The following is a 25,697-nucleotide window of genomic DNA, read 5'->3' on the forward strand; positions in this document are numbered from 1 at the left end:
CCGGGTGACGAGTTTCGACGTGGTGACCTTCGGCGAGCCGATGACCCTTTTCCTGGCGGCGGGCGACGTCCCGCTGATCTCGGCGGACAACTTCGAGGTCGAGGTGGCCGGCGCGGAGAGCAATCTCGCGACCGGACTGGCCCGGCTCGGTCATCGGGTCAGCTTCTTCGGCCGGGTCGGCGCCGACACCTTCGGGATGCGGATCCGGAACGAGTTGCGCGCCGAGGGCATCGACGTCGGGCAGTTGGTCGACGACCCGGAGCTGCCGACCGGACTGCTGATCCGGGACAATCCGAGCGGTCGACCGATCACCGTCGAATACCGCCGCAGCGGCACCGCGGCCGCCGCGATGTCCCCCGAGTCGCTGCCGACCGCGATGATCACCGATACCCGCCTGCTGCACGTCACCGGGATCACCGCCGCTCTGTCGGAGTCGTCGCTGGCCGCGACCGAACGGGCCATGATCATCGCCGCGGAGGCGGGCGTGACCGTGTCGCTGGATCCCAACATCCGGCTGCGGCTGGCCGATCCGGATCGTTGGCAGGTGATCATCAAGCAGCTGGCCCAACATGCCAAGATCATCTTCACCGGTCGGGACGAGGCCGAGGTGATCTCCCCTGGCGTCGATCCGGTGACCTGGTACGGCGATCACGGCGCCGAGATCGTGATCGTCAAGGACGGCGGCAACGGTTCCTCCGAACATCAGCTCGGCACCGGACGTACGGTGCACGGCGGTGTCCGACCGGTGCCGCTGGTCGATCCGATCGGTGCCGGTGACGGATTCAACGCCGGCTGGATCTCCAGCTGGCTGGACGGTGCCGGCGAGCTCACCGAAGCCGATGCCGAGCGTCGTCTGCTGACCGCCGCCACCGTCGCGTCGATGGTGGTCAGTGCCCGCGGCGACCGCACCGGGCTGCCGACCCGCGCCATGCTGGACCAGGTGCTGGCCAGCGGCGCCGACGTGATCCGCTGAGCCTCGTGTCACTAGGAGAGTGGTGTTGATCATGAATCCCGCCGAGACCGTCCGGCTGGTCACCGATTCCGGCGTGGTCGGCATCGTCCGGTCCGACAGCGCCGAGCGCGCCGTCGAGCTGGCCCGGCAGATCTGGGCGGCCGGTGTGCCGGCCGTCGAGGTCGCCCTCACCACACCCAACGGACTGGACGCCATCGCCGAACTGGCCGCCGACGTCCCCTCGGGCTGTCTGCTCGGTGCCGGCACCGTGCTGGACGCGGCCACCGCTCGGTCGGCGGTGTCGGCCGGGGCACGATTGCTGGTCACGCCGACACTGGCCGAGGACGTGATCGAGACCGCCGGACGCTACGGCGCCGCGACAGTGATCGGGACGGCGACACCGACCGAGATGCTGCGCGCCCAGACCTTGGGTGCCGATCTGGTCAAGGTGTTCCCGGCGAGCCAGTGGACTCCGAAGACGCTGTCCGATGTGCTGCAGGCGCTGCCCCAACTGCGGTGTGTCCCGACCGGCGGTGTGTCGGCTGCCGACGCGGCCGACTGGATCGGAGCCGGAGCGGTCGCCGTCGGCATCGGGTCGGCCCTGACCAAGGGCCCCGATCCGGCCGCGGCGGTGGCCGCCCTGTTGTCCGCGGTCCGATCGGCTCGGTAGCCGTTACTCTCTCGCCAGCCCGTTCCTGGCCCAGCCCGTTCCCGGCGACAGCCGCGCATCGAGCAGCCGGTCAGCGCGGTGCGGCGGGTTGCAGCAGGCAGCGCAGCTCCGGAAGATCACCGAACCTGATCACCGCCGACTGACCGGCGGCGGCCACGTGCACACCGGTGACCGCTCCGGTGGCGAAGTAGGTACCGCCGGGCACCGAGCGCCCGCGCCGCCCGAGGATCGTCAAGGTCTGCGCCAGCGACGTGTGGATGCCGCCGGGGACGGCGGCGCCGGTGGCATCGCCGACCCGCCGACCGTCGATCTCGGTGCTGACCGCGATCGTCGCCGGTTCTGTGCCGGCGGGGATCTCCGGACCGATGACCAGTCCGGCGTTGTTGCCGAAGTCCGAGGCGGTGACCGCCGGACCGAGATCGTTGATCGTCTTCAGCGGGCTGCTGGCGATCTCGATCCCGGCGAAGATCGTCTGCGGCAGTGCTGCCGCATCGTCGGCGGTCCAGGTCGCGGGCTCGGCCGCCGCATCGAGCCTGATCACGAACTCGGCCTCGACGGCGGCGAACCCATCGGCGTAGACCGGCATCGACACCGGATCGGCACCGCTGGGGGCAACGGAGTCCGCCCAGATCGGGCCGATCAACCGTTCGTCGCCGCCCGGGGTCCGCCGATCCGGGGCAATCAATCCGGCCTTCCATCCCGCCGGCCCGTCGACGTTCGATCCCTCACCCGGCGCCTTCTCATCCAGCCACAACGTGATCGCAGCATCCTGGATCGCGTAGGCCTGCTCAAGATCGACCGGCAGCGGACCCGGATAGTCCGGCAGGCCGGCAGCGCTGCGGCGAGCTTCGACGAACGCACGGGCAGGCAGGGTGATGTCCACGCCCGTACCCTATCGACGATGTCGATCGACTGATCATTGCGGCGTCGCGGACGGTGCCCGGAGCACCGCCGGTCGAGGGAGTGGCCAACCGGGTGCGGACCAAGATCATCCGGCTCGAACTGCCGCGTCGACGGATCGTCGGGCGGAGTCTGGTTCGTCGCCGAACCCGATTGCCAGCCGATACATCATGTCGTTCAGCAGGTCGATGACGTGTTCTTCGGGCAAGGTGCCCGACAGCGCCAGGGTGCTGGCGCCGTGGCAGGCCGCCCAGATCTCCCCGGCCCAGCCGGCGCTCCGCGACGGGTCCGCGTCGGGGAAGGCGCCCTGGTCGATGCAGCGGCGTACCTGTCCGGTCAGCAGGTCGAAGACCTCTTGCCCGGCGTCGTCGCCCGGCGGCGGTCGATGGTTGAACATTGCCCGGTACAGCTCCGGTGCGGCCAGGGCCGTCCGGAGGTAGACGGCGCCGGCGGCCACCAACGTTGCGACCGGGTCGGGATGTGCCGCCATCGATCGCAGGGCTGCCACCAGGCGACCGAACCCCTCGCGGCGAACCTCGGCGTGCAGGTCGCTCATGCTGCCGAAGTGGGTGTAGATCCTCATCGTCGATGTTCCGACCTCCGCCGCCAGCCGACGGGTGGTCAGTCCGGCGGGTCCGTGCTCGGCAAGCAGCCGAGCAGCCGCCTCGATCAAGGCGTTCCGGACGGCCGGGTCGGCGGCGCGAGGACTCATGGGTTGACGCTAGCACAACGCTGATATATAACGATGGTATGCCACCTTCCTGCGACGTTGCGGATGCTCCAGCGCCGGCCCCTGCGGCGTCCGCTTCCGGCCCCATGCCGGGATCGACGACGACCACGTCCGGTGTGGCGCGGCTGGCTGTCGACGTCGGGCTGCCGTTGGTCACGTACTACTCGTTGCACGCGTTCGGCGTATCCGATCGCGTCGCGCTGATCGCCGCCGCCGTAGCCGCCGGCGGACGGCTGCTGTGGGAGGCGCTGGCGCGTCGCCGGGTGACCTGGTTCGCAGCGGTGATGCTGGCCGTATTCGGCGCGGGGGTCCTGCTCACCTTCACCGGTGGGGATGCACGGATGATCCTTCTCAAGGACTCCGTCGGGACGGCGATGATCGGCACCGTCTTTCTGCTCAGCCTGCTCGGACGCGAACCGTTCACGCTGTCGTCCTCGCACAGCTGGCGGCCCGGACAGGCCGAACAGCTGGCGGCGCTGTACGGCACCGTGCCCGGGGTCCGTCGAGCGTTCCGGATGACGACGCTCGGCTGGGGCCTGGGGATGCTGGGCGAGTCGGCACTCCGCGTGCCGCTGATCTATCTGCTTCCCGTCGAGGTGATGGTCGGTCTGTCCAGCGCGCTGATGATCGCGGTGATGGCGACGCTGACCGCGTGGACCGTCGGCTATCTGGTCCGTTCGGCGCGGCGAACTCCGCAGCTTCGGGTGCTGCTGCCGACCGGGCGCGGATCTGTGCGTTGACATGGAGTTCCTGACCCATCACCGCGACCGCGCCGATGCCGGCGAGCTGCGTGCCCGGCTGGTCGAGCGGCATTGGTCCTTCATGGATCGCTACGAACGTCAGCTGATCGCCCGAGGCCCGACCCTTGACCGCCTCACCGGGCAGGCGACGGGAAGCGTTCATCTGGTCGAGCTGCCCAGTCCACGGGCCGCCCGCAACTTCGCGCTTGACGACCCCAACTACCAGGCGGGTGTGTCTCGCGACGTGCTGGTACGACGCTGGCAGAACCTGCTGGGCCGGACGATGTGGGAGTTCCCCGGAGGCGAGGACGGGCCGCATCGCTACTTCGTCCTGGGCCTGGCTCCGGCCGGCGACCTGGACGTCAGCCTGCCGGCCGATACCAGCGAGCTGATCGCGTACGGGCCGCTGCTGTCCGACGACGGAGGCACGCGGCTGGGCGTTGCGGCACTCGTCCGAGCCGCCGACCCGACGAGTGCTCGGCAACTGTTCGGCGACCAGGCGTACGCGACCGTCGAGGTCCATGACTGGGAGTTCGGTGGCCGGCCCTGACAGCCCCTCGCCTCGCCCGTCGCAGCGAACTCTGGAACAGGAAGCAGAATGGTCAGCTCCGACCAGCAATACGCGACGCTTCGCCAGTGTTCGCACCGGATTCATGCGACTGTTGCCCCATCGGACACGCTGCGGTCGTCGGGCACCGGTGGACTCCGCTCATGGCTGCCCTGCCGTCGCACGAACTCGCCGGCCTGCTCGCCTCCGAGATCCGGCTGCTTCCCGCCGGTCATCGTGTCCCGAGCGAGCACACGATCATGGAGCGCTTCGCGGTCAGCCGCAGTACCGTGCGTGCCGCCATGAAGGAGCTGCAGGAGCAATATCTGGTCCGTCGGGTCCGCGGTGCCGGGACCTTCGTCAATCGTCGGATCGATTACGTGATCTCCAGGGACCGGCGGACAACGATGCAGGAGACCGCTGCCGCGACCGGTGCGCGGGTCCGCACCGTGATGATCGGCTCGGAGGAGCAGCCTGCGCCCGACGACATCTCCGAGCTCCTCGATCTGCACGCCGGCAGTTCGCTGCACCGGATCACCCGACTCGGCTACGTTGACGACGCCGTCGTCAGCTGGGCCGAAGAGTGGGTACCGCAGGACATCAGTCCGATCGGCAGCAGCGACCAGTTGGGGGTCGGCTTGCGCGCCATCGATTCGCTGGATCAACTCCTCCGCGGACTCGGCCACGATCCGGTCCGGTCCTGGTGTCGGATCGGCCTGGAGACCGCTCCCGAACCGATCCGAGACCGACTCGAACTGGACGGCCCGGGCCAGGCCTGGCTCGTGACAAGCCTCAGTCGCGATCGGAACAGTCGCCGTCCGCTGACCTGCGGCTCGACATGGAGCCGTCCGGACATGATCAGGATGGTCCTCGAACTCGAGGACTGAGCGCGTCACCGTAATCGCCACCCGAACGGGCCCGACTCGATCATCCCCGCCTCGTCCAGCGAGGCCAGCTCGGCCAGACAGCGTTGCAGACTGACGTCGGCAAGCAACGCGATCTCCCCCGCGCTGCGATGACGCCGCCGCGGAACAGCCTCGTAGACCGCCAACCGGACCTCGTCGAACCGGTCCGTCGGTCTGCTTTCCCCGACCGGCAGCGGCGCCAGCCCGTCACCGGCCGCCGACAGCAGCTCCAGGGCCTCCGCTGCACTGGTGATCATGGCAGCCGCACCGTCGCGGATCAGCAGATGCGGCGTCATCGACTGGGCCGAATGGATCGGCCCCGGCACCGCCATCAGCCGCCGATTGCACAGCGAGGCCCAGTTGGCGGTGTTGCGGGCACCGGATCGGATGGCGGCCTCCACCACGATCGTGCCGACCGTCATCGCCGCGATCAGCCGATTCCGGGACAGGAACCGCACGCGGGTCGGGTGTGCACCGGGTGGCAGTTCCGACACCACCAGATGATCACGGGCGATCGCGGCGAACAGCGAACTGTTGCTGGACGGATAGGAGACGTCCACGCCGCAGGCCAGCACCGCGATCGTCGGCCCGCCCGCGCCCAGGGCGCCGTGGTGCGCCGCGGCGTCGATGCCGAAGGCACCGCCGGACACCACCGTCCAGCCGGCGTCGGCGAGCTCGTAGCTGATGTCGGTGGCGACCGCATCACCGTACGAACTGGAGGCTCGGGAACCGACCACCGCCACCGATCGCCGCAGCATTGCGGTCAGTTCGCCCGGCCCGCGCAGCCACAACCCGTACGGCATCCCGCCGCGCCGTTGGATCGGTTGATGACCGGACAGGTCGGCCAGTTGGTCGGGCCACTCGTCGTCGCCGGGGACGACGAACCGGAACCGTCCGGCGGCGATCGCCGCCTGCAGGTCGGTCAGATCGAGCCGGCGTGCTCGTTCGGCCAGGGCCGGTCCCTGTTTGCCGGCGATGATGGAGCGCAGTACCTCGACCGGCCCGAGGCGCTCGACATCCAAAGCGACCGCCGGGTCGCCCGCATCGGCGACACAGCTCAGCGCCATCCGAGCTCGTCGCTGCCGGTCCTGCTCCTGATCTTGGTCGGCATCGGCGAGTTGATCACCGGCATCGCCGCGTTGATCATCTGCCGCGCGTACACCGGACTCCATGTCCGCCCCCGATCCTGATCATCAGACCACCCGCATCTGGGTCGCCGCCGAGCTCGATTCGCCGCGCCGCATCGCCAACGCGATCTGCAGTTCCTGACGACCCGGTCGATCGACACCGGCCAGGTCGGCGAGCGTCCACGAGATCCGGAGTGTCTTGTCGACACCACGCGGGCTCAGCGCCCCGGTCGCAACCGCCCGGTCCAACATCTCGATGCCGTCCGGCAGTGGCAGGTGCCGCCGCAGATAGGACCCGGCGATGTCGCCGTTGGTCCGCCAACTGGTGCCGGTCAGCCGATACTGCTGGCGGTCGCGGGCCTGCCGGACCCGGTCGGCCACCACCGAGGTCGGTTCACCGCGAGCCAGTGCGGCCTTCAGGAACGACTTCTTCATCGGCAGCAGCGTCTGCAGCAGGTCGATGCGATCTCTGATCGGACCGGACAGCCGCTCCCGATAGCGACGGATCGCCATCGGTGTGCATTCGCAGCGGCCGCCGGGCATCCCGGATTGGCCGCACGGACACGGATTGGCGGCAAGCACCAACTGGAACCGGGCCGGGTAATGTGCCTCGGACTCGCTGCGGCCGATGGTCACCCGACCCGACTCCAACGGGGTCCGCAACGCCTCCAGCACCCGGCTGCTGAACTCCGGAGCCTCGTCCAGAAAGAGCACGCCGCGGTGGGCCCGGGAGATGGCGCCGGGTTTGGCCACCCGATGACCGCCGCCGACCATGCTCGGCACCGAGGCCGAGTGGTGCGGCGCGGAGAACGGCGGCCGAGTGATCAGCCCATCCTCCAAGGCGATACCGGCCAACGAATGGATGGCGGAGACCTCCAACGCCTCCGGCAGAGCAAGATCGGGAAGTAGACCGGGCAGCCGCTCGGCGAGCATCGTCTTGCCCACCCCCGGCGGCCCGTTGAAGAAGACGTGATGTCTGCCCGCGGCGGCAACCTCCAACGCCCACTTGGCATCCAGTTGCCCCGCCACATCCAACATGTCGAGCTGTCGGCGATCGACCACCGGCCGAGGATCGGCGGGGCTCGCCCCGTCACCGGGATCGGGCGGTGGCGGCTCGGGCAACGGTTCTCCCCGGAGCAACGCGATCAGCTGCGCCAGGCTGGCGACGCCGAAGATCTCCAGCCCGTCGACCAGGCTTGCCTCTCCCGACTGCTGGTGCGGCACCACCGCCCGCCGAAACCCGTGCTGGGACGCGGCCAACAGCGCCGGCAACAATCCGCGGACCGGACGCACCCGTCCGTCGAGGCCCAGCTCGCCGAGGAACACCGTGTCGACAAGCTCCTTGGCCTTGAAAGCCTCGTCGGCTGCCAGCACCGCCGACACGATGCCCAGATCGTAGTGAGCACCCGCCTTCGGCAGACTCGCCGGACTGAGATTGATCGTGACCAACTTGTCCGGCCATCGCCTGCCGGAGTTGCTGATCGCCGCCTTGCACCGGTCCCGCGACTCGTACAACGCCGTGTCCGGTAATCCCACCAACACCGTCCGCGGCAACCCTGCACCAAGATCAGCTTCGATCTCGACAATCTTGCCCTCCAGGCCGACCAGCGCCACCGACCAGGAGCTCGCCAACGTCATCGGTCGATCCCCGGAACATGCCGGACCTGCGGCTGCTGCCCGGGTAGCAGCAGGACGCCGATCGCGTCCATCCGCAGGTCGTCGGCGTGCTCGCCGGTGCTGGACAGCCACACCCCGGCGAGTTGGCGCAACCGCTGCCGTTTGGCGTAGGTGATCGCCTCCAGCGGGCTGCCGTAGCCCAGGCCGGCACGGGTCTTCACCTCGCAGAAGATGATCTTGCTGCGGCCCTCGTGCTCGATCCGGGCGATCAGGTCGATCTCCCCCGCCCGACAACGCCAGTTGCGCGCGACGATCCGATAACCCAGTGTTGTCAGGTAGTCCGCGGCAACGTCCTCACCGCGTCGTCCCAGGCTGTCGCGACCCTCGGTCCTCGATCTCGTGGTTGGCATAGCCACCTCCATCGACACCCTAAGAACGGATCGCGCACCTGGTTCAGCTGTGGACAACGCTTCGAGAGCGGTTTCGGCCTGTGGACAACTGCCCTGCACCGAACGCGGCAGCAACCGTCCGAGCACTCATCGGCGCCCGCAGCCCGCCCATCCGCAGACAGCCGACCACTGGTGCGGTGTTGGTCCGGGTTGTCACAGTGGGGTGATGGACGCAGAGCAAAGCCTCGAGATCGATCCGAACCCCATCGATCCTGCCGCAGTGGCGCCGGCCCCCATCGATGTGGCCGAGCTCGCCCACCTGCTGGACGGGCCGTATGCAGCCGTACGTGATCAGATCCGAGCGCACCTTCCGGATCATGCCGAGTTGCTCGAACCGCAGTGCCGGCTTGATCCGGACGACTATCGCCGACGTGTCCGGCAGGCCGTTCTCGATCTTGCTGCAGCAGGCGACTCCGTGTTCGGCCTGCCGACGGCGTACGGCGGTGGTGGTGACCTCGGCGCCTCGATCGCGGCCTTCGAGACATTGGCCTTCGGCGATCTGTCGGTGCTGGTCAAGACCGGTGTCCAGTTCGGACTGTTCGGCGGCGCGATCCTGCAACTCGGCAGCACGGCGCACCATGATCGTTTTCTCGCCGACGTGGTCTCCGGTCGGCTGCTCGGCTGCTTCGCGATGACAGAGCGTGGACACGGTTCCGATGTGCAGAGCCTTCGGACGACTGCCCGCTACGACGCCGACAGCGGGCAGTTCGTGATCAACACGCCGACCGACTCCGCACACAAGGAGTTCATCGGTGGCGCTGCCGTGGATGCCCGGCTGGCGGTGGTCTTCGCCCAGCTCGAGGTCGACGGGACAGCCCAGGGTGTGCACGCGTTCCTGGTGCCGCTCCGCGACGAACACGGACGAGTCCTGTCGGGCATCCGGGTCGAGGACGACGGCCACAAGATCGGTTTGAACGGCGTGGACAACGGTCGGATCTGGTTCGACTCCGTCTCCGTTCCCCGCGCCGCTCTGCTGGACCGCTATGGCAAGGTCTCCGAAGCCGGCAGCTACTCCTCCCCGATCGACAATCCCGATCGCCGCTTCTTCACCATGCTCGGAACCCTGGTCCAGGGCCGGGTCAGCGTCGCCGGCGCCGGCGTCAGTTCGGCCAAGATCGCGTTGGCGATCGCGATCCGATACGCCGATCGCCGTCGCCAGTTCGCCCCACGAGGTACGACAGCGGAGACCAAACTCCTCGACTACGGCATGCATCAGCGCCGGCTGCTCCCCCGGCTTGCGCGGACCTATGCCCTGCACTGTGCCCAGCAGGCACTGGTCGCGGAGTACCACGACGTCTTCACCCGTCCCGACAGCGCCGATGATCATCGACGCCGCGCGCTGGAATCCCGCGCCGCAGCCACCAAAGCCCTGAGCACCTGGTCCGCGGTGGACATCATCCAGGCCTGTCGGGAGGCGTGCGGCGGCGCCGGCTACCTGGCGGAGAACCGGTTCGCCGCGCTGCGCGCCGACACCGACGTGTTCACCACCTTCGAAGGCGACAACCACGTGCTGCTGCAACTGGTCGCCAAGGGGCTGCTGACCAACTACTCCAGCGGCTTCAACGACCTTGATCAACTCGGTCTGGTGCGCTTCGTCGCCGGCCAGGCCGTCGAGACGGTGATCGAACGCACCGCCGTGCATTCGCTGGTGGAACAGATCAAGGATGTGCTTCCGGGTAGCGATCGGGAATGGGACCGCCAGGCGGGCATTCGCGATCGGAACTATCAGCTGGCCATGTTCCGGTGGCGGGAGGAACATCGGATCGCCGGCGTGGCCCGGCGGCTCAAGCGTGGCGTCGACGACGGAATGAGTCCGGAGGACGTGTTCAATCGCTGCCAGTCGCATGCGATCAACGCGGCCTGGGCACACGGCGAACGCCTGTTGCTGGAGGCGTTCGCCGACACCGTCGCAGCGATGCCGGACGGCGACAACAAGATCACGATGGCATTGCTGTGCGATCTGTTCGCCCTGTCGACGATCGAGACCGACCGCGGTTGGTGGATGGAGCACGGCCGGCTGTCGGCGCCGCGAGCCAAGGCGATCACCCGCGAGATCGACGCCCTGCTCGGCAGGCTCCGCGCCGTTGCGGTCCCGTTGGTCGACGCCTTTGCCGTCCCGCCGACAGCCCTGGCCGAAGGACTAGATAATCTAGCTTCATGAATCCCAGGGTGCAGCTCGCCGTCTTCACCCGCGACCTGCGGGTCGCGGACAATCCGATGCTGGCGCAGGCAGCCACCGCCGAGCGTGTCGTGCCGCTGTTCGTCCAGGATCCGGCCATCACCGGGGGCCGGTTCAGCAACCCGTCTCGGCAACACCTGCTGAACGCCGGCCTGGCCGACCTTGATCACTCGCTGCGCGGCATCGGCGGCGCACTGGTCGTACGACGTGGCGACCCGATCACCGAGATCGTCCGACTGGCCGAACGGGTGGACGCCGAAGCCGTCCACATCGCGGCCGACGTGTCCAGCCACGCGCAGCACCGGGAGCAGCGACTGGCAGCCGCACTGGCCGGCCACCGGCGTGGCCTGGTGGTCCACGAAGCGGTGACCACGGTGCAGCCCGCCGGCTCGATCACACCGTCGGGATCTGACCACTTCGCGGTGTTCACGCCCTATCTGCGGCGCTGGCTCCAGCAGCCCCGCCGGGATCCGCTGCCACCACCCCGGGCCATCCGCCTCCCGGACGGCCTCCCGTCCGGCCGTGTGCCGTCCGGTCAGCAGGCTCGCGGCTGGACCGGTGGCGAAACCGCCGCCCGGCAGCGGGTCGAGGACTGGTTCACCGACGGTCTCGACGATTACCACGACCGACACGATGATCTTGCCGGCGACGCCACCTCGAAGCTGTCGCCGTCCCTGCATTTCGGCTTCGTCTCCCCACTCGAACTCGTCACGCGGGCTCAGCGGCACGCCGGGCCGGGCCCCGAGGCGTTCGTTCGGCAGCTCGCCTGGCGAGACTTCCATCACCAGGTGCTGGCTGCCCGGCCGCAGGCAGCTTGGCAGGATTATCGCCCGCGGGGTGATCACTGGATCGACGACGATGCCGCCTTCCGGGCCTGGCAGGCCGGACTGACCGGCTATCCATTGGTCGATGCGGGCATGCGGCAGCTGACGAAATCCGGATGGATGCACAACCGTGCCCGGATGATCGTTGCCAGCTTCCTGACCAAGACGCTGTATCTGGACTGGCGACTCGGGGCACAGCATTTCCTGGACCAGTTGGTCGACGGCGATCTGGCCAACAACAACCTGAACTGGCAGTGGGTGGCCGGCACCGGCAACGACACCCGGCCCAACCGGGTGCTGAACCCGTTGCGCCAGGCCAAGCGTTTCGATGCCGACGCCGACTACGTACGCCGTTGGTTGCCGGAGTTGGCCGCGATCGATGATCCGACGATGGCCCATCAGCCGTGGCTGCTGCCGGCTGCCGATCGCCGGACACTACGCTATCCGGAGCCGATCATCGACCTGACGGTCGGTCGCGACCGCTTTGCGCACGGCCGCGGTTAGCCGGATCAGGCTTTCCCGCGCCACCGACCGAGTGTCGGTGATCGGCGCCGCCGGCCGGGGTGGACCGGGCGATGTTGCGCTGCATGCCACCGAAGACGACGCCGTGGAACGGCGTCACGGCAAGCCAGTAGAGGTGACCCAGCAGACCGTACGGGTGATAGAGGGCGCGCTGCCGGAAGAAGGTGCGCCCCGCATCGTCGGTCTCGATGATCAACTCGAGCCAGGCCAACCCGGGTAGCTTCATCTCGGCGCGAAGTCGGAGCAGCTCGCCCGGGATGATCTGCTCCACCCGCCACCAGTCCAACGGATCACCGGTCTCCAGCTTGGTCGGATGGCGCCGGCCGCGACGCAGCCCCGGACCGCCGACCAGCCGATCCATCAGACCGCGAGCGAGCCAGCCCAACCGCCAGGAATGCCAGCCCGCCCGACCGCCGATCTCTTCGATCACCGACCAGAGATCCGCGGGGCTGGCATCGACCTCGGTCCGGCGGTCGTCGACGTAGAGGTCACCGCCGGCCCAGTCCGGGTCGTCGGGCAGCGGGTCGCTTGGTGCACCGACGTAGTTGGCCGAGGACCAGGTGGTGCTGACGTCGTAGTCCTGGATCTTCTGTAGGGCCAGCTCGACCGCTCGGTCGAAGCCGATCAGCTGCCGGGGCGGGCCGGGCAGCAGCCGATCAAGATCATCTTCCTTACGGGTGACCTCGTGGGTCAGCGACAACACCAGCGGTTTGGCGATCGTCGCCGGAACCGGCGTGACCAGTCCGACCCAATGGCTGGCCAGCCAGGGCGTCAACCAGGGAACGGTTCCGATCAGCCGCGACGGCAGTCCGACGGCTCGGGCATACCGCTGGATCATCTGCTGGTAGGTGAGCACGTCGGGCCCGCCGATGTCGAAGGTCCGGTTGTGATCATCGGCCAGGCCGGCGACCGCGACCAGGTAGTACAGCACGTCCCGGATGGCGATCGGTTGGATCCGGGTCCGCAGCCAGGTCGGAGCGATCATCACCGGCAGCCGCTCGGTCAGATACCGCAGCATCTCGAACGAGGCACTGCCGGAGCCGATGATCACCGCGGCCTGCAGGACGATGCTCGGCACTCCGGAGGAGAGGAAGATCTCACCGACTTCGCGCCGGGATTCCAGATGTGGCGACAGGACTTCGTCCCGAGGATGCATGCCGCCGAGATAGACGATCCGGCCGACGCCGGCGCCACGGGCGGCCTCGGCGAAGGTCCGGGCCAAGTGTCGGTCCCGGGCGTCGTAGTGCGCACCGGATCCCATCGCATGGATCAGGTAGTAGGCGATCTGCACACCGTCCAGCGCCGACCGCATCTGGTCGGCCCGCCGGGCGTCGCCACCGACCACCTCGATCGACGGACGCCAGGGCCGATCGGCCAACGTCTCGGGGTGCCGCGCCAGCGCTCGGACACGATATCCGGCCGACAGCAGCTCGGGGATCAGCCGACCGCCGACATACCCGCTGGCCCCGGTGACCAGAACCAACGGCGCGTCGTCACGATCATTCATGGCCACCACCTCGGTATCGATCCAGTTGATCAGGTCCGGCACCGATCCGGCGGATGTCCGACGACATCGGCTCCTCGACGCCACGATCAACAGCCGAACCGCCGGCGCAGTACCGCCGGGTCCGGCGGTCCGCCTGACTGCCGGTGATCATCGCGATGTAGGGCAGCACCACCGCTGCGCCGAAGAGCACCCAGCGGAACGGGTTCGGCGTGAAGAACATGCCGACGAAGCAGGCCGTCCGGAAGGCCATCGTGATGTTGTAGCGGATCTGCCGGGACCTGAGCTCACTGCTGGCGGCGGTTGCCGCGTCGGTGATCACCGGGCGTTCGGTGGATGACCCGATCCGATGCGTTGTGTTCATCAGCCGACCTCCAACCGGGGCGGGTAGGGACCGTACGCATTGGCCGTCGCTGCCCTGGCACGCATCCCGGGGATCGCCGTGATCACCTTCAAGGGCCGGGTGGGGATCAACGGTCTGCCGGCCTGACGAGCTGTCGCTGCACGGCGTTCGACCCGGACCTGCTGGGCCTGCACCTGCCGGATGGCGGGCTCTCGGGCGGCCTGGATGGCAACCAGGTCCGCCGAGTCGAGCTGCCCGGTGCGCATCGCGGGGATCAGCCGGTTCGCCGCGGCGACGGCATCCTGGATCGCCATCAGGATGCCGTTGCCGCCGACCGGTGAGATGACGTGCGCGGCGTCGCCGATCAACAGCAACCCGGGCCGGTGCCACCGGTCCACGCGGGAGATGTCGACCGACAGCAGCGTGGTCTGGTTGAAGTTCTCGAGCAGTTCGATCCGATCTCCCAGCCAGCCGACATGTCGATGCAGGAAGTCCTTGATCGGCTGCACACCGTCGGCACGCAACGCGCGATAGCCACCCTTCGGCAGGCTGTAGCCGACCTGCCAACTCGTCGGCGCGCCCAACAGACCGACATAGTTGCCGCTGCCGAAGTAGAGGTCGGTGTCGGCCTCCGGCGGATCATCGGGCTGCCGCGGCAGCCGGAACCAGAGCAGATCGGTGGTCGCGCCCAGTGAGCGGACCGGCAGGTCGGCGATCCGGCGCAGCCGGGAAAAGCGCCCGTCGGCGGCGATCACCAGGTCGGCCGCGAGGTCGTGCTCACCGTCGGCGGATCGATAGCGCACCCCACGCACGCGCCGGTCGGCCGGCCACCGTTCGGTCGCTTGATGATCTTCGGACCTGGCCGTCAGCAGGTCCACCACCTTGGCGTCGGTACGGAGTTCGAAGTCGTCGAACCGGCTCGCCCGCTCAGCCAGGAAGGCCAGGAAGCGCGCCTGGGGCATCAACGCGACATAGGGAAACGGCGATCGGACCTTCCCGTAGTCGGCGGTCGTCACCGTTCCGGTCGGGGTGTGGAATCGGAAGTACCGGGCGGCGACATGATCCAGCCGCAGCAGATCCTCGGCCAGGCCGAGGCTGTCCAGTAGCTCCAACGTGTACGGGTGCAGCGAGTCACCGCGGAAGTCCCGGTCGAAGTCCCGGTGCGTCTCCAGCAGCGTCACCGAAATCCTCGCGCGCGCCAGCAGGTAGGCCAGCATCACCCCACCCGGCCCGCCGCCGACGACCGCCACCCTGGTCGTCATCGCGCCCCGCACCCCATCACGCCATTTGAGCTAGATTTTCTAGTCATGCTCCCGATACTAGCCGCCGATCACGGCGATGCCATGGACGTTAGGATCGGACGGTGGCCGCAGGCGATTCCGACGACATCAGCATGGCCGTGCGACGCCTGTTGCAATCGGGCCGTCGGATGCAGTCGGCGGCAGCCCGCCGGTTAGGGCTGCGGATCACCGACGTGCAGGCTATGGACCTGGTGACAGCCTCGGGGAATCGGATCAGTCCGGTCGATCTTGCTGATCAGTTGGGGATCCGCACCGCGTCGGCCAGCGCACTGATCGACCGGATGGTCGCCGTCGGACACCTCGAACGGGGCCCGGCCAGCCGCGATGCAGCGCTCGGCCACCGTCGGCGGACCAACATCTCCGCGACCGATGCCGCACGCAGCGAGGTCCGCGACACCCTGCGCGATGTCAACGACGGTTTCCGCGACCTTGCCACGACATTGTCGCCGAGGGACGCCGCCGTGGTGCTGTCCTTCCTGGAGCGCGCCACCGAGATCCTTCAGGAGTACTCCGATGACGCAGGGGCCGCCGACCGGGGCGGAGCGACGGCACCGGACTCCGATACCGACCGGTGATCATCAGCCCTCCAGACCGGTGCTGTCGTGCGGTGCGCCGACCGGCTTGGACTCCGGTGAACCGCGCTGCCGCAGATAGATCGCGAACACCGCCATCGCCGCTACCGCGAGGAACTCCGACTGCCAGTTCTGCAACGTCCGGCTCCAGAAGTCGGCGGAGCTGACGTAGCCGAGCCAGCTGACCGGATCGGAGTACTGGCTCAACTGCTGGGCGTTGTAGGAGGCACGCCCGGCGATCGACTGCGCCAGCCAGGACAGCAGGAAGATGCTGCCCATCATGATCGACAACGACCGCGAATAGATCGCCAGTCGCCACCCACCGGCACGGGCCCAGGCCGGTGACCGGTCGGTGGCATGGGGTCCGACGAGTTGATCTTGATCCGACTCGTGGCCGCGTCGGTCCAGCTCCTTGGACTCGCTGGACCCGCGTTGCAGCAGCCAGACGGTGGCGTAGATGTAGAGCAGGAACTGCAGGAACTCCGACTGCCAGTTCTCCGCGACGTCCACGGCGAAGTCGGAGCTCAGCAGATAGTCCCTCATCGTCAGCGGCTGCAGGCCCGCTACCAGCTGCTGGTCGTTGAACTCGGCCAGCCCGGCGACGGCCTGCCCGGCCAGGGCCATGACCAGAATCGTCCCGAAGAACAGGCTGAGACCGTTCTCCCGCAGGAACCGGGTCATGTCGGCGTCCCTGCGTCGTGCCGGCATCGTCGGCTGATCGTGATCATCGTTGCAGCAGCCCGATGATGATCATGAAGACGAGTCCGGACGCGATGAAGACCAGAGTCAGCGCGAAGACGATCCGCATCTCAACTCCGCACCGCGCAGGCGTAGGGCTGGTTCGGCCTCGGCCGACATCCCGCTCCGGTGATCTTCCAACCGGAACCGAACTCGGCCAGGAACAGCGCTCCTCCGGCCCAACGGGCCTGGGCGTTGTCACCCCAGACCTCGATCTCGGCCGGCCGGGACGAGGGCAGGTCCAGGTCCGCCAGGGCCTGTCGGCACGGCCGCGAGCTGGTCAATTCCACGGCGGAACGGGCATCCTCGGACAGCATCGTGCAGGCACGGTCGAGATCGCCTGCCCGAACCGCGGCCTGGAAGCCGCCCGCGGCCGACCGGACCTGCGGTGCCGCCGCGGCCGAGCATCCGGACAGCGCGATCAGACCAACGAGCAGCGCGCCCGCGACGGTCGGGCAGGTCCTCGCGTGGATACTCGACAGCGCGGACATCTCCACTCCTCCCGGCGGCACGCGGCGCCGGCCGCGCGCCGTGCGGTACTGGCTAGCTCCCGAGTGCGTCGATTGCGGCCACCTCGTCGGCCGTCAGATCGACGGTGGCGCCGGCCGCGTTGCTGATGATCCGCTCCGGCCTGGTCGACTTCGGGATCACCACGAAGCCGTGCTTGACGTGCCAGCCGATGATCACCTGGGCACTGTTCACGCCGTGTTCGTCGGCGATCGCCAGCAACGTCGGATCATCGAGATCGGCTGCCCGGAACGGGCTGTAGCCCTCCAGCACGACCTTGCGATCGGCCAGTCCGGCGGCGATCGCTGCGTCGTAGATCGGTGGGCTCCACCTGATCTGGTTGACCGCTGGAGCGACGTCGGTGGCCTTGATCAACTCGTCGATCTGGTCCAGCGAGTAGTTGCTGACGCCGATCGCTCGGGTCAGTCCGTCCTGCTGGGCTGCGATGAACTGTTCCCAGGCCTGCGGTGTGGCCTGCTTGTTCGGCGGCCAGTGCACCAGCCAGAGGTCGACATGATCAAGACCGAGCTTGGTCAGCGACTCCTCCAGGGTCTGCCGCTCACGTCCGACGTGATCGGGCGGCATCTTGGTGGTGACGAACACCGAGTCCCGGGGCAGACCGGCCGAGGCGAGCGCCTTGCCGATCCCCGCCTCATTGGCGTAGCCGGTTGCGGTGTCGATGTGCCGGTAGCCGGCTTCCAGGGCCGCGGTGGTCGCCGCCGGCGCCTCGTCGTCGGGGATCTGCCAGGTGCCGAAGCCGAGCAGCGGCATCGACTGCCCGGAGGCCAGTTGGGTGGTGGGACGCGAATAGTCGGCTGTCATGGGACTCCTTCTTACGCCGTACGGGTCGGTTGCGCCAGGGGCGGTCGGCGATCATGATCATTGCCGAGGTTTCAGCACGACCTTGATACACCCGTCGGTCTTGTCCTGGAAGGTCTTGTACAGCTCGGGTGCCCGATCCAGCGGTGCGGTGTGGGTCGTCAGGTCCAGCACGCCGAGCGGGTCGCCCGGATCGGTCAGCAACGGCAGCAACGTGTCGGTCCAACGCCGGACGTTGGCCTGTCCCATCCGGAGCGTGATCTGCTTGTCGAACAGTTGCATCATCGGCATCGGATCGACGGCGCCGCCGTACACGCCGGAGATCGATACGGTCCCGCCGCGACGGACCAGATCGATCGCCGCGTGCAGTGAGCCGAGGGCGTCCACACCGGCCTTCTCGGTCATGGTCTGCCCGAGCCGGTCGGGAAGCAGTCCGGCGAGGTTCTGCAGCGTCCTGGCGGCCCGCGAGCCGTGCGCTTCCATGCCGACGGCGTCCAGCACGGCGTCCGGGCCGCGACCGTCGGTGCTCTCCCGGATCCGGTCGTTCACGTCGTCGGTCAGGTCGAGGGTCTCGACTCCGTGCCGTTCTGCCATCGTCCGGCGGACCTCTTCGGGCTCGATCGCGATCACCCGGTGGCCGCGATGGACGCCGATCCGGGACGCCAGCTGACCGACGGGTCCGAGTCCGTTCACCACCAGGGTGCCGCCGTCGGGCAGCTGCGCATACTCGACGCCCTGCCAGGCCGTCGGCAGGATGTCGGACAGGAACAGGTAGGTCTCGTCCGGTCCGTCCTGCGGCACCTTCATCGCGCCGTAGTCAGCGTGCGGCACCCGGAGGTATTCGGCCTGCCCGCCCGGAACCGCACCGTAGAGCGCGGAGTAGCCGAGCAGTGCCGCGCCGGTTCCGTGGTCGGTGACCTGGGTCGTCTCACATTGGGACTGCAGGCCTTGTCGGCACATCCAACACCAACCACAGGAGATGGTGAACGGGATCACGACACGGTCACCCGGACGAATCGTATCGACCGCACTGCCGACCTCACGGACCACGCCCATCGGTTCGTGGCCGAGGACGTCACCCGGTGTCATGTACGGTCCCAGGACCTCGTAGAGGTGGAGATCGGAGCCGCAGATCGCGGTCGAGGTGACCTCGATGATCGCGTCGGTCGGTTCGCTGATCGTCGGGTCGGCAACGGTGTCGATGCTGACGTCCCGTTTGCCCTGCCACGTCACTGCTCTCATCGTGCGAGCCTTCCTGTCGACTTCCCGGCACACTTCGGTCGTCCGATACCCGGCCCGGGCGTCGTCATTCACGCGAACAAGCCTTCCGCCCTGACAACGATCAATCCCACGGCGCACCCGCGTCCAGCACCGCGCGGGCCGCCAGGCCGAGCCGGCGGAGTTCGTAGACCGTTGAACTGGCGGTGTGCAGCCCCGGCGCGCCGTACGGCTCCTGCTGTACCGCCTCGTCCAGCGCACTCATCTGCTCGTCCAGCTCGGCTTCGAGGTCGACCTCACCGTCCTGATCACGCAGCGCGCGCAGGACCAGTGCGATGGTCCCGCTGATCAGTCGGGCCAGTTCGCCGCCGGCGGCGCTGCTGGCGTCGCGGCCGGTACGGTCGCCGCGGTCGTCGGACTGATGTTCGGCCAACCGCTGCCGGAAGTACTGCAGGCGCTCGGCCAACGCGCGGACCGCCCGCGCCCGCTGCAGTCGGTCATCGACGCGGCTGCGGCGGCGGCGCAGATTGGCTCTGCCGGAGTCCTCGGTGTCCCGGAGCCGGTCGCCGAGCTGCGCCAAGGCGGTTTCCAGCTCGGACCCGTCGGCCGAGCCGATGGACCCCGTTCGTTCCAGGTCGTCCTGGATCTGTTGCAGATTGTTGATGATCAACGACAACAGGCGTCGGGTCGCGGCCACCATCGGCTCGATCACCAACTGGGGCAGCAGCACGACGACGGTGGCGGCGATGCCGGCACCGAGCCCGGTCAGGCCGGTATAGGCCGACGCATAGGTCAGCGGCTTGCCGACGCCGAGGACCAAGGTCAGGACAGCAACGGTCGGCACCCAGCCGCGCATCGATCCGAGCCGCGACCAGCCGGCGATCAGCACACTGATCACGATGATGGCGGCAACGCTGAAGGCATCCGGCCTGGTCACCAGCAGCGCCAAGGAGCCGAGGCCGGCACCGATCGCCAGCGCGGCCACCGAACGCAGTAGTTCACGAAAGGTGGCCGCGACGCTGGTCGAGGTGACCACCACTGCGCCCATCGGAGCGAAGTAGGCGTACCGCCCGGGTTCACTGCCGGGCAGCAGCTGCGCGACCCACCAGGCCAGGCCGCCGGCGATCGCCGTACGGATCGCCATCCCGACTCGAGGGTGCATCCGCCAGCGACGCCGCGCGGTCCGAAGCCACGCCGGCTGGCCGCCGCTGAGCGAGTGGATCACCGATCCCATCGGTCTGGACGGATCGGTCTACCGGCGGTTGTGCCGTGGACCGATCATTTGCCCTCCTCCAACCGCAGCGCCGTCCCCAATGCGAACATCGTCGGCGCCCAGGTTGCGACGAAGATCCCCCACCGGTCGGCCTGTGCCTTGTCGCTGCCCTTCCGCGCTCGGCTGGTCAGGTAGCTGATGTAGGTCAGCCCGACCGAGGCGATGCCGGCGATGTAGGCGTAGTCGCTGCGGACACCGAGGTCGTGCATCTTCTTGATCATCTTCAGGTTTCCTCTCGTCGATACGTGCGCTGACCGTTCTGTACCCCGTCCGACGGGAGTTACGCCGTCGGACGTCGCAGCACGGGCTCGCGACGACGATCGGTGTGACGCACCGACGGCGGGGTACCGGCCACCGCAGCGAGAGATGGCGCGAACGAACGAGGGGTGGACCGATGCGGATCGCCAGCCTGAACACCTGGGGAATGCGCGGCGACTGGCAGCGTCGGCTGCCGAGGATGAGGGCGGGTTTCAGCGCGCTGGCCGCTGACATCGTGCTGCTCCAGGAGACGGTGCTGACCGAGCAGGTCGACCAGGCCCGCGAGATCCTCGGGGACGGCTTTCAGATCGCCCAGCAGAGCGACCGGGAGCGCGGTCGCGCCGGTGTCCCCGCCGGACAAGGGATCAGCACGGCCAGCCGGTGGCCACTGGGGCGGATCGTCGAGGTCGATCTCCATCTGACCGAACGGACCGACGATTTCGCCTGCGGTTGCCTGATCACCGAGATCCTGGCTCCGGAACCGATCGGCCGGGTCTGGGTTGCCCATCACTTCCCCGACTATCAACTTGATCATGAACGCGAGCGTCGATTGCAGGCGGCAGCGGTCGGCCGGGAACTCGAACGACTTGTCACCCAGGCGCCCGGCCATGTGGTCGTCGGCGGCGACCTCGACGCCGACCCGGCAGCTGACAGCATCCGATTCTGGACCGGCCGGCACGTGATCGACGACGTCAGTGTCTGCTACCGCAGTGTGTGGGAAGCCCGGCACAGCGACCGGCCACCTGCCGAGACCTACAGCCCCGCCAATCCGCTACAGACCACCGCGGTGGACTGGCCGTTCCGGACCATCGATCACGTCTTCGTCCGGTGCGGCGAGCACGGTCCGACGATGCTTGTCGACGGCTGCATGCGGATCTTCGACCACGGCTCCGACATCGTCAGTGACCACTTCGGAGTCCTGGTCGACCTCCGCCCCGACCGTCGCGAGCACGGCGACTGAGTCAATTGATCGGTCGGACGGCGCAGTCGGTCCGGTTGAGCGCAGCGGTGTCCAAAGATCCCGCAAGCCGGTCTGGTCGGGGTTCGATCCGGCTACCCTGGACCCGGTGGAAGCCACGACGGAATCTGAGAGGGGTGTCCGATGCTGGGAGAGGACAACCCGGAGTTGAAATATGCCACCGAGTTCGCGCGACTCGCCGAGCAGCTCCATCAGGAACCGCGCGAGCAACCGACCCTGGAACGAATCGCCGGTCTGGCGGTCGAGACGATCGACGCCTGCGACTATTGCGGGATCTCCCTGCGAGACCGCGACGGCAGGATCACCACCCCGGCCAGCACGTCCCCGATCTCCTCGCGAGCCGATGCCCTGCAGTACGAACTGGCCGAGGGCCCGTGCGTGGACGCCATCTGGCAGGCCGACACGTACCTGATCGACTCCCTCCGGACCGAGTCGCGTTGGCCGCGCTGGACACCGCGCGCTGCCGAATTGGGCATCGGATCGATTCTCAGCGTGCGACTCAGTGGCCCGAACGAGCAGGCGGTCGCGGCGCTCAATCTCTATTCCGTCGAAGCACATGTCTTCGACCACACCGACGTGGCGATCGCCAGCATCTACGCCCGGCACGCCAGCCGAGCGCTCGCCGATGCGCGCACCCGGGAAGGTCTTGAAACGGCCCTGGAATCCCGGCAGATGATCGGGGTCGCACAGGGCATCCTCGTCCAACGGTTCGGTCTCAACCTCGATCAGTCTTTCGAACTGCTTCGCCGCTACTCACGCGATTACAACATCAAACTGCGGGTGCTCGCGGAGAATCTTGTAAGAAACAAGGGGATTCGCGACGATCTGGACGTCGCTGATGCGGTCGCGCGCTCGTTCGACCTCGCGGTCGACCAGCCGCGGGAAAGCTGATCCGGGCCCACCAGCGGCGGACCCGGAACGGCCGGCTCAGATCAGCTGCAGAATGACGATCACCAAAACGATGATCACGAGTACGCCGATGATGGTCCCGATGATTCCTCTGTTCATGATCGGGGTGGTACCCGCCAACGGCCGGACTATTCATGCTTGCGTCGCCTCGTTCCGGAGCGCCCGCTGCGGATCCGCAGTGGGACGGCCAGCCAGAGCACGGCGGTGCCGATGAAGAGCCCGGCGGCCACCGGCAGCCCCACCGACTCACCGAGCACGACGTCGAAGATCATCAGGACCGTTCCGGCGAACAGTACGGCACTGGCGATCATGCAGATGATCAAGATCAGGTTGCCGATCCTGACCACCTCCGACATCCGATGTTGGCGGAACAGCACCCGGTGTGCACTGACCGGAGCCAGCGCCAGGATCGAGATTCCGGCTGCCAGCAGCACCAGTGCGAGATAGATCGCTTCTTCGTTGTCGGTGAGCATGCTGAACCGCTGTTGGAACGGCAACGTCATCAAGAAGCCGGCAAGGAGCTGGGTGCCGGTCTGGGTGATCCGGAGTTCCTGCTGGATGTCACGCCAGTTACGGTCGTAACGTTCGGTATCGGTTTCGTGGCGGCCGGAATCGGTTTCGTGGCGGCCGGAATCGGAGCCGCCTGGATCGGATGGGGTCACCGGTCCACTCCCCTCGTTCGTCGACCGCTGCGCCTTCCGCCAACGCTGGAACAGGACTACTGTTGAACCGTCCTCCAACAAAGCGGGACGGCTATAGCACCAGCGGATGGCCAACGGCGGCTGTCCAGCAAGGAACATATCGTGTCCACTGTCAGTCACGAAGAGTTCGTTGATCAACTTCGCGCTGTGCTGCGCAACAGTTCGTCGGACGACCCGCAGCCAACCCTCGCCCGCATCGCCTCCTTCACTCGGCGCGCCGTCGGTGCCGACGCCGCCGGTTTCAGCGTGCTCGCCCCCGACGGCCGACTGCTCACCGTCGGCGAGAGCGACCGGTTGGTGATCACCACCGACGCGATGCAGGATCAACTGCGCGAAGGTCCTGGGATCGACCTGACCTCGGCGACCTGCTCCGGGACGACGGACTCCCGCGATCTCCTCACCGAACGTCGCTGGCCCCGCTGGGCCCCGCTCGCCGCGCATCTCGGCTTTCGCAGCCTACTGTCTGTCATCGTGCCAGCCGGCGACCTCGGACAGTCGGCACTGTTCACCGTCTACGGCAAACAGGTCCGGCAATTCGTCGGCACCGACGTCACGACGATCCGGTTGGTCGCCGCACCTGCCCGCGCAGCGTTGGGCTCGGTGCAGCGGGAGAGCCGACCGACGGGCCTGCCGACCTGACGACCCGGCAGACCTGACGACGTTGGCTGGCGAGCCTGCCGATGGAGGCAGCGGGTCACCCGGACGGCATCGGGTAATGATTCGGCACACAACGTCACCACGGCGTGCCATCCGGCTCCAGGAGCAAACGTGCAGCCCACCACCAGCCATCACATCGGCCCCGGCATTCTGGGAGTCTGTGGTGCACTTCCCGATCATCGATACCCGCAGGCCCGGCTGACCGAAGCGTTCGCCGAGTTCGCCGGTCTCGACGGACCGCGGCGCCGATTGTTGGAACGGGTGCACGGCCATGCCGGCGTGCACTTTCGACACCTGGCGCTGCCGGTCGAACAATACGCCGAACTGGGCGACTTCGGCGATGCCAACGACGCGTTCATCACGACCGCCTGCGACCTCGGCCAGGCGGCCGTCGGTGAGGTTCTCGAGGTGGCGTCGGTTCCGCCGGACGAGGTGGACATGATCATCACAGCATCGACCACCGGCTTGGCCGTGCCGTCGATCGACGCCCGGATCGCGCCGGGGCTCGGTCTGCGTCCGGACGTGAAACGAGTGCCGATCGTCGGGTTGGGCTGTGCGGCCGGTGCAGCCGGGATCGCCCGCGCCGCCGACTATCTCGCCGGCCATCCCGACCAGATCGTCGTCCTGGTGACGGTCGAACTGTGCACCCTGACCCTGCAACGTGACGACCGGTCCACCGCCAATCTGATCGCCAGCGGACTCTTCGGCGACGGAGCGGCCGCCGTCGTGCTCGCCGGCCGGGATCGCGTGATGTCCGCCGATCGGCCGTCGCGGTCCCCCGAGGTGGTGGCCACCCGCAGTCGGCTCTATCCGGAATCGTTGCGAGTGATGGGCTGGGATGTCGGCCCGACGGGTCTGCAGATCGTGTTGGGCGCGGAGATCCCCGAGTTGGTGCATTCCGAGCTGGCCAAGGACATCGACGTCTTTCTGGCCGATCAGGACCTGTCCCGGGCCGACATCGACTGGTGGGTCTGCCACCCCGGCGGCCCGAAGGTCCTCGAGGCCGTTCAGGACACGCTCGACCTGCGGGACGGTGAGCTGCAGCTCACCTGGGACTCGCTGGCCGAGATCGGCAACTTGTCCTCGGCATCGGTGCTGCACGTGTTGGATGACACGCTGCGTACCCGGCCACCCCAGCCGGGTGCGTACGGGCTGATGCTCGCGCTGGGTCCCGGTTTCTCCCTCGAACTGGTGCTGTTGCGTGGCTAGCGCTTCCGCGGTGTGGTTCACCCTCCTGACTCTGCTGATCGGTGCTGAGCGGATCGCCGAACTGGTCGTGGCCGGTCGCAATCGACGCTGGTCCCTTGCCCGCGGTGGCGTGGAATCCGGGAGTCGGCACTACCCCGTCGTCGTGGCGTTGCAGGTCGGCCTGCTGGTCGGCGGACCGGTCGAGGTCTGGCTCCGTCGGCCGCCGGTTCTGCTCCCGTTTGCTCTGGTGATGTTCATCCTGGTGCTGGCGGCGCAGGCCCTGCGATGGTGGTGTATCGGCACGCTGGGCCGACAGTGGAACACCCGGATCATCGTGGTGCCGGGCCTCGGCCTGGTGCGACGCGGACCGTATCGATGGCTGCGACACCCGAACTATGTCGCCGTCGTCGTCGAAGGCATCGCACTTCCGCTGACCGGGGCGGCCCGGATCACCGCGATCGCTTTCACACTGACGAATCTCGGCTTTCTCTGGGTACGGATCAGGGCCGAGCAGCGCGCCCTGGCCATGGCCGGGACGGCGTCGGCGGCGCGTTCGGATTGAGCCGCG

Annotated in this window: 28 protein-coding genes; 13 read left to right on the forward strand and 15 right to left on the reverse strand. The window is 68.0% G+C overall.

Features of this window, described 5'->3' with window-relative positions; genetic code table 11:
- Positions 1 to 4 precede the first annotated feature (4 nt).
- Together BLU38_RS01645 and BLU38_RS01650 are read left to right on the forward strand one after the other, a co-directional pair.
- Positions 5 to 973: a sugar kinase gene (locus tag BLU38_RS01645; RefSeq protein ID WP_091518857.1), complete on the forward strand. Its 969-nt coding sequence runs from the start codon at positions 5 to 7 to the stop codon at positions 971 to 973.
- Positions 974 to 1,004: 31 nt separating this feature from the next.
- Positions 1,005 to 1,622, forward strand: a complete 618-nt coding sequence (locus BLU38_RS01650) for a bifunctional 4-hydroxy-2-oxoglutarate aldolase/2-dehydro-3-deoxy-phosphogluconate aldolase (RefSeq protein ID WP_091531636.1) — start codon at positions 1,005 to 1,007, stop codon at positions 1,620 to 1,622.
- A 70-nt stretch (positions 1,623 to 1,692) separates the two neighbouring features.
- Here BLU38_RS01650 and BLU38_RS01655 read toward each other — a convergent pair whose 3' ends face one another.
- Together BLU38_RS01655 and BLU38_RS01660 are read right to left on the reverse strand one after the other, a co-directional pair.
- Positions 1,693 to 2,505, reverse strand: a complete 813-nt coding sequence (locus BLU38_RS01655) for a 2-keto-4-pentenoate hydratase (protein ID WP_091518860.1) — start codon at positions 2,503 to 2,505, stop codon at positions 1,693 to 1,695.
- 105 nt (positions 2,506 to 2,610) lie between these two features.
- A complete protein-coding gene (locus tag BLU38_RS01660) occupies positions 2,611 to 3,234 on the reverse strand; it encodes a TetR/AcrR family transcriptional regulator (RefSeq protein ID WP_091518863.1) in 624 nt (207 codons plus the stop codon).
- 104 nt (positions 3,235 to 3,338) lie between these two features.
- Here BLU38_RS01660 and BLU38_RS01665 point away from each other — a divergent pair, with 104 nt between their 5' ends.
- The 3 genes from BLU38_RS01665 (at position 3,339) to BLU38_RS01675 (ending at position 5,426) form a co-directional block, all read left to right on the forward strand.
- Entirely contained in the window at positions 3,339 to 3,992 is a 654-nt protein-coding gene (locus BLU38_RS01665; RefSeq protein WP_157683146.1) for a VC0807 family protein, read from the forward strand.
- 1 nt (position 3,993) lies between these two features.
- The gene (locus BLU38_RS01670; protein ID WP_091518871.1) at positions 3,994 to 4,542 is read left to right on the forward strand and encodes a YciI family protein; all 549 of its coding nucleotides are present in this window, start codon (positions 3,994 to 3,996) and stop codon (positions 4,540 to 4,542) included.
- Positions 4,543 to 4,703: 161 nt separating this feature from the next.
- The gene (locus BLU38_RS01675; protein WP_091518874.1) at positions 4,704 to 5,426 is read left to right on the forward strand and encodes a GntR family transcriptional regulator; all 723 of its coding nucleotides are present in this window, start codon (positions 4,704 to 4,706) and stop codon (positions 5,424 to 5,426) included.
- Between the two features lie 5 nt (positions 5,427 to 5,431).
- Here the strand turns inward: BLU38_RS01675 and dprA are convergent, their stop codons facing one another.
- Genes dprA through BLU38_RS01690 form a run of 3 tightly spaced genes read right to left on the reverse strand, consistent with a single transcriptional unit; the run spans position 5,432 to position 8,598 of the window.
- Positions 5,432 to 6,616, reverse strand: a complete 1,185-nt coding sequence (gene dprA, locus BLU38_RS01680) for a DNA-processing protein DprA (RefSeq protein WP_231920133.1) — start codon at positions 6,614 to 6,616, stop codon at positions 5,432 to 5,434.
- Positions 6,617 to 6,637: 21 nt separating this feature from the next.
- Positions 6,638 to 8,209, reverse strand: a complete 1,572-nt coding sequence (locus tag BLU38_RS01685) for a YifB family Mg chelatase-like AAA ATPase (protein ID WP_091518883.1) — start codon at positions 8,207 to 8,209, stop codon at positions 6,638 to 6,640.
- Positions 8,206 to 8,598: a YraN family protein gene (locus BLU38_RS01690; protein ID WP_091518887.1), complete on the reverse strand. Its 393-nt coding sequence runs from the start codon at positions 8,596 to 8,598 to the stop codon at positions 8,206 to 8,208. The genes BLU38_RS01685 and BLU38_RS01690 overlap by 4 nt, the downstream gene beginning before the upstream one ends.
- A 205-nt stretch (positions 8,599 to 8,803) precedes the next feature.
- On the opposite strand from BLU38_RS01690, the gene BLU38_RS01695 reads away from it, so the two are divergent.
- Positions 8,804 to 10,798, forward strand: coding sequence for an acyl-CoA dehydrogenase family protein (locus BLU38_RS01695; protein WP_091518890.1), 1,995 nt, complete (start codon positions 8,804 to 8,806; stop codon positions 10,796 to 10,798).
- On the forward strand, positions 10,795 to 12,144 hold the full coding sequence (locus BLU38_RS01700) for a cryptochrome/photolyase family protein (protein ID WP_091518894.1): 1,350 nt from the start codon (positions 10,795 to 10,797) through the stop codon (positions 12,142 to 12,144). The genes BLU38_RS01695 and BLU38_RS01700 overlap by 4 nt, the downstream gene beginning before the upstream one ends.
- Here the strand turns inward: BLU38_RS01700 and BLU38_RS01705 are convergent.
- Genes BLU38_RS01705 through BLU38_RS01715 form a run of 3 tightly spaced genes read right to left on the reverse strand, consistent with a single transcriptional unit; the run spans position 12,095 to position 15,271 of the window.
- Entirely contained in the window at positions 12,095 to 13,669 is a 1,575-nt protein-coding gene (locus tag BLU38_RS01705; RefSeq protein WP_091531640.1) for an SDR family oxidoreductase, read from the reverse strand. The genes BLU38_RS01700 and BLU38_RS01705 overlap by 50 nt on opposite strands.
- A complete protein-coding gene (locus tag BLU38_RS01710) occupies positions 13,662 to 14,030 on the reverse strand; it encodes a DUF3099 domain-containing protein (RefSeq protein WP_091518897.1) in 369 nt (122 codons plus the stop codon). The genes BLU38_RS01705 and BLU38_RS01710 overlap by 8 nt, the downstream gene beginning before the upstream one ends.
- The gene (locus BLU38_RS01715; protein ID WP_091518900.1) at positions 14,030 to 15,271 is read right to left on the reverse strand and encodes an FAD-dependent oxidoreductase; all 1,242 of its coding nucleotides are present in this window, start codon (positions 15,269 to 15,271) and stop codon (positions 14,030 to 14,032) included. The genes BLU38_RS01710 and BLU38_RS01715 overlap by 1 nt, the downstream gene beginning before the upstream one ends.
- A 101-nt stretch (positions 15,272 to 15,372) precedes the next feature.
- On the opposite strand from BLU38_RS01715, the gene BLU38_RS01720 reads away from it, so the two are divergent.
- On the forward strand, positions 15,373 to 15,885 hold the full coding sequence (locus tag BLU38_RS01720; RefSeq protein WP_091518904.1) for a MarR family winged helix-turn-helix transcriptional regulator: 513 nt from the start codon (positions 15,373 to 15,375) through the stop codon (positions 15,883 to 15,885).
- A 3-nt stretch (positions 15,886 to 15,888) separates the two neighbouring features.
- Here the strand turns inward: BLU38_RS01720 and BLU38_RS01725 are convergent, their stop codons facing one another.
- The 6 genes from BLU38_RS01725 to BLU38_RS01750 form a co-directional block, all read right to left on the reverse strand.
- Positions 15,889 to 16,563 (reverse strand): DUF6766 family protein, encoded by a 675-nt coding sequence (locus BLU38_RS01725; RefSeq protein WP_091531644.1) that lies wholly within the window; start codon positions 16,561 to 16,563, stop codon positions 15,889 to 15,891.
- 128 nt (positions 16,564 to 16,691) lie between these two features.
- Entirely contained in the window at positions 16,692 to 17,111 is a 420-nt protein-coding gene (locus tag BLU38_RS30675) for a hypothetical protein (RefSeq protein WP_157683147.1), read from the reverse strand.
- A 52-nt stretch (positions 17,112 to 17,163) separates the two neighbouring features.
- Positions 17,164 to 17,949: an aldo/keto reductase gene (locus BLU38_RS01735; RefSeq protein ID WP_091518907.1), complete on the reverse strand. Its 786-nt coding sequence runs from the start codon at positions 17,947 to 17,949 to the stop codon at positions 17,164 to 17,166.
- A 57-nt stretch (positions 17,950 to 18,006) separates the two neighbouring features.
- Positions 18,007 to 19,188 (reverse strand): alcohol dehydrogenase catalytic domain-containing protein, encoded by a 1,182-nt coding sequence (locus BLU38_RS01740; protein WP_091531648.1) that lies wholly within the window; start codon positions 19,186 to 19,188, stop codon positions 18,007 to 18,009.
- Between the two features lie 100 nt (positions 19,189 to 19,288).
- Positions 19,289 to 20,308, reverse strand: a complete 1,020-nt coding sequence (locus BLU38_RS01745; RefSeq protein ID WP_157683148.1) for an FUSC family protein — start codon at positions 20,306 to 20,308, stop codon at positions 19,289 to 19,291.
- 134 nt (positions 20,309 to 20,442) lie between these two features.
- The gene (locus BLU38_RS01750) at positions 20,443 to 20,658 is read right to left on the reverse strand and encodes a hypothetical protein (protein WP_091518913.1); all 216 of its coding nucleotides are present in this window, start codon (positions 20,656 to 20,658) and stop codon (positions 20,443 to 20,445) included.
- Between the two features lie 173 nt (positions 20,659 to 20,831).
- Between BLU38_RS01750 and BLU38_RS01755 the strand changes: the two genes are divergently transcribed.
- On the forward strand, positions 20,832 to 21,656 hold the full coding sequence (locus tag BLU38_RS01755; protein WP_091518917.1) for an endonuclease/exonuclease/phosphatase family protein: 825 nt from the start codon (positions 20,832 to 20,834) through the stop codon (positions 21,654 to 21,656).
- Between the two features lie 141 nt (positions 21,657 to 21,797).
- The gene (locus BLU38_RS01760) at positions 21,798 to 22,565 is read left to right on the forward strand and encodes a GAF and ANTAR domain-containing protein (protein WP_091518921.1); all 768 of its coding nucleotides are present in this window, start codon (positions 21,798 to 21,800) and stop codon (positions 22,563 to 22,565) included.
- Positions 22,566 to 22,711: 146 nt separating this feature from the next.
- Here the strand turns inward: BLU38_RS01760 and BLU38_RS01765 are convergent, their stop codons facing one another.
- A complete protein-coding gene (locus BLU38_RS01765) occupies positions 22,712 to 23,245 on the reverse strand; it encodes a DUF6328 family protein (RefSeq protein WP_091518924.1) in 534 nt (177 codons plus the stop codon).
- A 141-nt stretch (positions 23,246 to 23,386) separates the two neighbouring features.
- Here BLU38_RS01765 and BLU38_RS01770 point away from each other — a divergent pair, with 141 nt between their 5' ends.
- From BLU38_RS01770 to BLU38_RS01780, 3 genes are all read left to right on the forward strand, one after another.
- Complete coding sequence (locus tag BLU38_RS01770) at positions 23,387 to 23,923, forward strand: hypothetical protein (RefSeq protein WP_157683149.1); 537 nt, start codon at positions 23,387 to 23,389, stop codon at positions 23,921 to 23,923.
- 129 nt (positions 23,924 to 24,052) lie between these two features.
- On the forward strand, positions 24,053 to 25,150 hold the full coding sequence (locus BLU38_RS01775) for a type III polyketide synthase (RefSeq protein ID WP_231920134.1): 1,098 nt from the start codon (positions 24,053 to 24,055) through the stop codon (positions 25,148 to 25,150).
- Complete coding sequence (locus BLU38_RS01780; protein WP_091518931.1) at positions 25,143 to 25,691, forward strand: isoprenylcysteine carboxyl methyltransferase family protein; 549 nt, start codon at positions 25,143 to 25,145, stop codon at positions 25,689 to 25,691. Before BLU38_RS01775 ends, BLU38_RS01780 begins: the two co-directional genes overlap by 8 nt.
- The last annotated feature ends 6 nt before the right edge of the window (positions 25,692 to 25,697 follow it).

This window comes from Microlunatus soli (assembly GCF_900105385.1).
GTDB classification, from domain to species: Bacteria; Actinomycetota; Actinomycetes; order Propionibacteriales; family Propionibacteriaceae; genus Microlunatus; species Microlunatus soli.

Coding starts and splice junctions, on each gene's coding strand:
- BLU38_RS01700 (WP_091518894.1), top strand. CDS start 10,795: ATGAATCCCAGGGTGCAGCTCGCCGTCTTCACCCGCGACCTGCGGGTC.
- BLU38_RS01715 (WP_091518900.1), bottom strand. CDS start 15,271: ATGACGACCAGGGTGGCGGTCGTCGGCGGCGGGCCGGGTGGGGTGATG.
- dprA (WP_231920133.1), bottom strand. CDS start 6,616: ATGGAGTCCGGTGTACGCGCGGCAGATGATCAACGCGGCGATGCCGGT.
- BLU38_RS01750 (WP_091518913.1), bottom strand. CDS start 20,658: ATGATCAAGAAGATGCACGACCTCGGTGTCCGCAGCGACTACGCCTAC.
- BLU38_RS01760 (WP_091518921.1), top strand. CDS start 21,798: ATGCTGGGAGAGGACAACCCGGAGTTGAAATATGCCACCGAGTTCGCG.
- BLU38_RS01740 (WP_091531648.1), bottom strand. CDS start 19,188: ATGAGAGCAGTGACGTGGCAGGGCAAACGGGACGTCAGCATCGACACC.
- BLU38_RS01685 (WP_091518883.1), bottom strand. CDS start 8,209: ATGACGTTGGCGAGCTCCTGGTCGGTGGCGCTGGTCGGCCTGGAGGGC.
- BLU38_RS01670 (WP_091518871.1), top strand. CDS start 3,994: ATGGAGTTCCTGACCCATCACCGCGACCGCGCCGATGCCGGCGAGCTG.
- BLU38_RS01660 (WP_091518863.1), bottom strand. CDS start 3,234: ATGAGTCCTCGCGCCGCCGACCCGGCCGTCCGGAACGCCTTGATCGAG.
- BLU38_RS01725 (WP_091531644.1), bottom strand. CDS start 16,563: ATGACCCGGTTCCTGCGGGAGAACGGTCTCAGCCTGTTCTTCGGGACG.
- BLU38_RS01695 (WP_091518890.1), top strand. CDS start 8,804: ATGGACGCAGAGCAAAGCCTCGAGATCGATCCGAACCCCATCGATCCT.
- BLU38_RS01735 (WP_091518907.1), bottom strand. CDS start 17,949: ATGACAGCCGACTATTCGCGTCCCACCACCCAACTGGCCTCCGGGCAG.
- BLU38_RS01710 (WP_091518897.1), bottom strand. CDS start 14,030: ATGAACACAACGCATCGGATCGGGTCATCCACCGAACGCCCGGTGATC.
- BLU38_RS01675 (WP_091518874.1), top strand. CDS start 4,704: ATGGCTGCCCTGCCGTCGCACGAACTCGCCGGCCTGCTCGCCTCCGAG.
- BLU38_RS30675 (WP_157683147.1), bottom strand. CDS start 17,111: ATGTCCGCGCTGTCGAGTATCCACGCGAGGACCTGCCCGACCGTCGCG.
- BLU38_RS01745 (WP_157683148.1), bottom strand. CDS start 20,308: ATGGCGATCCGTACGGCGATCGCCGGCGGCCTGGCCTGGTGGGTCGCG.
- BLU38_RS01650 (WP_091531636.1), top strand. CDS start 1,005: ATGAATCCCGCCGAGACCGTCCGGCTGGTCACCGATTCCGGCGTGGTC.
- BLU38_RS01690 (WP_091518887.1), bottom strand. CDS start 8,598: ATGCCAACCACGAGATCGAGGACCGAGGGTCGCGACAGCCTGGGACGA.
- BLU38_RS01665 (WP_157683146.1), top strand. CDS start 3,339: ATGCCGGGATCGACGACGACCACGTCCGGTGTGGCGCGGCTGGCTGTC.
- BLU38_RS01755 (WP_091518917.1), top strand. CDS start 20,832: ATGCGGATCGCCAGCCTGAACACCTGGGGAATGCGCGGCGACTGGCAG.
- BLU38_RS01705 (WP_091531640.1), bottom strand. CDS start 13,669: ATGAATGATCGTGACGACGCGCCGTTGGTTCTGGTCACCGGGGCCAGC.